Source organism: Roseiarcus sp. (assembly GCF_052145395.1).
In the GTDB taxonomy this organism is placed as follows: Bacteria; Pseudomonadota; Alphaproteobacteria; order Rhizobiales; family Beijerinckiaceae; genus Roseiarcus.
On sequence record NZ_JBKQOT010000524.1, the window covers coordinates 1 to 3,948 of the forward strand.

Consider the following 3,948-nt stretch of genomic DNA (forward strand, 5'->3'; position numbering starts at 1 on the left):
GGTGCCGAAAGTGGTGATGAGGCGCGCCGGTCGGAGCGATTGGTCGGTCATTGTCCGCTAATACCTCGCCACGCGCCGAATGAAGCCTGCCTGACGAATCCGGCCAGGCCCATTGCTCGACTTTTGATATCTTACTATAAAAAAGCGGTGTGAGGCGAGAGGCGCATGGTCGACGATAAGACGCTTTGTCTGAACATGATCGTGAAGAACGAGATGGCGAACCTCGACCGCTGTCTCCGCGCAATCGCGCCTCATATCGCCTGCTGGGTGATCGGCGACACCGGGTCAACCGACGGGACGCAGGAGTTCATCAAGGCTTTTTTCGCCGAGCGCGGCGTCCCAGGGGAGCTCCACAGCTTCCCTTTCGTCAATTTCGAGCAGGCCAGGAACGCCGCGCTCGACTGCGCCTACGCCTCCCCCCTCCCGTACGACTACCTTTTGTTCTGCGACGCCGACATGGAGTTGGTCGTCGAGGACCCGGATTTCCGCAGCCAATTGGAGGCGCCAAGCTGCCAACTCCTGCAGCGAAGCAGTATCAGCTACTGGAATACCCGGCTCGTCCGTCGTGACGCGGGCGCCCGCTACCGCGGCGTCACGCACGAATACATCGATGTGGCGGGAGAGAACCAGCGACTGAGCTGCGCGTGGTACAGGGACCACGCGAGTGGCGCCAACCGGGTGGACAAGTTCGAACGCGACATTCGGCTATTGAGCGAGGCGCTGAAGACGGAGCCCGAGAGCCATCGCTATCAGTTCTATCTCGCCCAGTCGCTGCGGGATGCCGGCCGCGCTGCCGAGGCGGTCAAGGCCTACGCCAAGCGGGCGGAGATGGGCGGATGGGACGAGGAGGCCTGGTACGCCCGCTTTCAGCAGGCGCGTTGCCTCAGGACGCTCAAGGACGAGGGCGGGTTCTTGCGCGAGGCGCTCGCGGCCTTCAACCAGCGGCCGCACCGTTCTGAACCGCTTTACGACCTCGCGCGCTTCTACCGCGAAAAGGGGATGAATGAGGCTAGCGTGCTTTTTTCGGAGGCGGGGCTCGCGCTGCCGCCGCCCAGTGGCGACACGCTCTTCGTCGAGGATTTCGTCTACAATTTCGGGTTCAAGGAGGAGTGCTCGATCGCCGCCAATTATGCGCGCGATCCCGAACTGAAGGACCGCGGCTTCGCGGCCTGCAACTGGCTGGCGCTGAACCGGTCGGCTCCTGAAGCGCAGCGCAACCTCGCCCTCTCGAATTTGCATTTTTACATTGAGAGCGCGATGAAAATCATGCCCTCTTTTGCGCCTCGCCAAGTTGGGTTCGTTCCGCCCGACGGGTATCTGGCGACGAATCCGTCCGTTACGCGGGAGGGCAACGAAATCGTGCTAGTGCAGCGGGCCGTCAACTACGTCATCGACCCTGCGATCCCCGAGGGCGACGACCGGCGCTACGTTACCAAGGACGGTGGGCCGATTCGCACCCGCAATTTCCTCCTGCGCCTCGACGGCGGCCTCGCCGTCCGGTCTTCGCGCGAGATCCTGGCGCCGCCGGACCTGCCCGAGCCCGCCTGGCCCAAGGCCCTGGGGTTCGAGGACATGCGCCCCTTTCCCTGGCGCGGTGGTGTGTGGTCCATTTCCTGCGTCCGCGAACTGTCGCACGGTGGCTGGTGCGAACAGGTGCTGGCGCGGATCGACGAGGGCGGCGCGGGGGGGCCGTGCTCGCTCGCCGACTGGCGCGTTCTGCGCCCGGAAGGGCCGCAGCGGCACGAAAAGAACTGGATGCCGCGCGTCGCCGGCGACGCCTTGCAGTTCGTCTATCTCTGCGATCCGACCCGCGTCGTCGACGAAGAAGCGCGCACGGTCGCCGAGACCGTCCCACCGATCCAGGCGACCGACTTCCGCGGCGGCTCGCAACTGATCGCATTCGACGGCGGATGGCTGGCGCTCGTCCACCAGGCGAGGGTGCGGGGCGGGCAGCGGCATTACCGCCACCGTTTCGTCTGGTTCGACGAGGAGCTGAAGCTGCGTGGCGTGAGCCGGCAGTTTTTCTTCGCGACGCGCGGCGTCGAATTCGCCGCCGGCCTCGTCTGGCATCCCGACGGCGAGCGCCTAATGATCAGCTATGGCGTCGACGACAGCCAAGCCTGGATTGCGACGGTCGATGGGGAGGACGTCCGGCGCGTGCTCGGGGATGCTGAGCGGTTGCTGTCGGGGACGGTGGGGACCGAGGGGTGGGGCAAGCCAGCGCTCGCGGCGTCAGGAGGGGCGCCCCACAAAACGGCGGCCATCCAACGCGAAACGATGAAGTATGAAGCGTCGGCAGTGCGACAAAGCAGAGCGACCGTCAGACGAGCCGCCATTTCTGAACTGGCGGTCAACGCCGAAACCTTTGACCAACCTGCTTGCCAGGCTCGCAATAAGGTCTTGATCTGCACAACGGGACGGTCGGGAAGCTTCTTATTATGCCGCGCGATGATCCATAATGGAATCGGAGTTCCGCACGAATATTTCCACGACTTGCATTCAAGAGTCATCGGCCCGCGACTTGGCGTCGACGCGCTTCGCGACAGCCGTCTGCTCGAAACCGACAGCGCCGCCCGCGGAGCCTACATAGCGACTCTCCTCAAACGACGAACCGTCAATGGAATCTTTGCCGCCAAGATCCATTGGGGGCAGCGCGAACGCTATCTCAACAACCCTGAGGGTCTCGATCTATTTCAAAACGCTCATTTCATATACCTCTATCGCGAAGATTTGTTGGCGCAGGCAGTCTCATATCATGTCGCCATGCTCACTGGACGTTGGGGGCTCGACGGTGCCGTCACGTCGAGCCCGGCGCCGAACCCGCAGTTCTTCGACAATGCCCTAATCGCTAGGGGTATGGAGACGCTAGCGGCTGACAGCATTGCTTGGCGCCTCTTCTTTGCTCGAAACGCCATTGCGCCGCTCATCATCTGCTACGAACAGATGAAGGACGACCTTCCTTCGACACTACGAAACATTGTCGAGACCTTCGGCCTCATAGTGCCATCCACTGACCTTAATTACGTCGAGCAGGAGCCAATTGAGTTCCGCGACCCGGGAACACCGTCGAAGCTCGAGATCAAGAAAAGGTTTTTGCAGGCCAATCAGAAGATTGCGACTGCTTGTTCCGGACCCTGGCGACCCAAGCTGATCCCCACAGCGCTCTCCGTCGAGGCGCACCAGAGCGAGAACGATCGAACGATGCTGAAAGCCGAGACCAGCGCCACCACGGCGAAGCCCGTCGAGGAAGGGTTCCTCTCCATCGCTCCCTTCCTGCGCTCCGTCGATTCGCCCGCCGAGCGGCGCGAGGCCTCACGCCCATTCGATGCGCGCCTCGCCCCGCTGTTGAGCCAGGCCGACGCGGCGCTTCCGCAGATCCACTGCTTTTACGAAATCATGTCCGACGCCGCCGACCACCACATTCTCGTTGCGGCGATGAAGTCGATGCGCGCCGCCGGCCACCCGGTGCGCCTGTGGAGCTACACGCCGCAGAAGCTCGATTTTCTCGCGGCGGCCGGCGTCGAGGTGCGCCAGGCCGCCGACGTCGTTCCGAGAGGCCTCTACGACCGCATCGTCACCGGATCGGAAATCCGCTATTTCAGCGACATTTTCCGCTATGCCGTGCTTTACGAGCGCGGCGGCCTGTGGATGGACACCGACTTGATCCTCCTCAGGCCGTTCCCCTATCGCGGCAGCCACTTCCTCAATCTGCAATGGCGCGGCGGGCACAAGGGCCACTACATCTGCGGCAACGTGATGGGCGCCGAGCCTTTCAGCCGCCACGTGCGCGCCCTCTACGAGGCCTCGATCGACCGGTTCTTCGCGGCCACGAATTGTGAGTTCGGCCTGATCGGGCCAAAACTGCTGTCGGACTATGTCGCCTCTTCCGCAGGCGCAGAGCTTCGGCAAGATCGGAAGAGCGTCGAGAAGGGTATGAGTGTTGAGCTA

1 protein-coding gene is annotated in these 3,948 nt (G+C 63.0%); it reads left to right on the plus strand.

Features of this window, described 5'->3' with window-relative positions:
- Positions 1 to 165 precede the first annotated feature (165 nt).
- The coding region (locus ACLP25_RS18035) for a Stf0 family sulfotransferase (RefSeq protein WP_442470551.1) at positions 166 to 3,948 on the plus strand (3,783 nt) is incomplete at its 3' end.